Annotated in this window: 1 protein-coding gene; it reads left to right on the top strand. The window is 31.9% G+C overall.

Features of this window, described 5'->3' with window-relative positions; all coding sequences use genetic code 11:
• Positions 1 to 90: 90 nt before the first annotated feature.
• Complete coding sequence (locus GOQ24_RS13315) at positions 91 to 1491, top strand: serine hydrolase (protein ID WP_155092366.1); 1401 nt, start codon at positions 91 to 93, stop codon at positions 1489 to 1491.
• Positions 1492 to 1500 lie beyond the last annotated feature (9 nt).

Raw genomic sequence — 1500 nt, 5'->3', positions numbered from 1 at the left:
ATATTATTGTAAAAAAATATTGAATTATTGTTAAAAAGAATGTTATCTGTAAAATTACTAATATATTTAGAGGATAAAGTTAGATGATATATGAAGCGTATAAAGATTCTTTTCTTATTGACCTTACTGTCAATAGGTGTAGTACATGCTCAAGAGAAAGAAAAAAATGTAATAGTTGAAACCTTTGTAAAAGATTATAATTCGGAAGATTATGATGACTTTTACACGTATTTCTCTACTTCTCTAAAAGAGGAATTGCCTTTCAATCAAGCAAAGAATTTCTTTGTTGAGATGAAGGGAAAAATGGGAAATATTAAGAGTATAGAGTTCTATGGATTAGACGATAATCAATTGGCTCTTTACCGAACAGAGTTTGAGAATAAGGAAGTAGCATTATTAAACTTGGCTATCAATTCTCAGGGAGAGTTGGAGGGATTCCGCATTATTGATATGCCGGATAATAATAAGAAGGCATCTGCAATAACACAGAAAAGTAACCAAGATATTCTTTTAGAATCTGCTAAAGGTCTACCTGCGAAAGGACAGTTTGCAGTGGCTATCATTGACAACGATCAAGTGAATTACTTTGGAGTAGAAAATAAAAAGGGTAAGATAGTACTGAAAGATAATAGAGAAAATTTATTCTCAATGGCGAACTTTGCTACTATTTATACCTCAACCTTATTTGCAAAAGCAGTTAATCAAGGAAAAATAGAGTTAACACAAGATGCCAATGACTTTTATGATTTCGAATTCAATAATAAAGTTAGACTTCCATTAACTAAATTAGCCAATCATACCAGTTTTGTTCCCATGTTACCGCCTTTGGAATCTGTTAGTATTGGCGAAGATGAGTTCTTTAGTGGATATAATCAAAATCAACTCCACGAGTATTTAAAGAATCAACTCACAATAGATTCTTTAAACATGCAGTTAAAACAAAGTTTTTCTTTTTTGGGATATGCTATTTTGGGTGATGTGGTGTCAAAAGCACTCGAAAGTGACTTTAATACACTTGTTGAAGATCAAATCTTCAAACCTTACAAAATGAATAGTAGCATAGTTGATTATCAAAAGAAGAATAAAAAGATTTTAAAGGGAATTAATAGATTAGGGCAAGAGTCTACTGTAGTACCAGTAAGTATGTTTAAATATGCAACAAGTACTTATTCGAATACAGTAGATTTGGGCAAGTTTGTTCAAGCACAATTTGATCCAACAGATGAAGATTTGTCGTTGACAAGACGAGCAAGTGTCATTGTATCACCTACCTATTGGTTGTCTTCGGGTTGGAAAATAGCCTTTCCTTTTGGCAATGACACCAAGCTGTATTTTTCAAGAGCTGTAGATAGTGGATATTCAAACTATGTTGGCTTTGATCCAGTTAAAAAGAAAGGGTTAATCATATTAGCTAATAGCTCTACAGAGGAATCTTTAAAATCTTTAGATGAACTTAGCTTTCAGTTAATGATGAAGCTATTAAAGAATTAAAACAAGTGA

The organism is Myroides sp. LoEW2-1 (assembly GCF_009767705.1).
Taxonomy (GTDB): Bacteria; Bacteroidota; Bacteroidia; order Flavobacteriales; family Flavobacteriaceae; genus Flavobacterium; species Flavobacterium album_A.
The sequence above is the reverse complement of the archived record's forward strand: the minus strand, read 5'-3'. Positions and strand labels throughout refer to the sequence as shown.

What these genes read in the sequence shown, in the direction of transcription:
- GOQ24_RS13315 (WP_155092366.1), top strand. Translation starts at nt 91, where the DNA reads ATGAAGCGTATAAAGATTCTTTTCTTATTGACCTTACTGTCAATAGGT.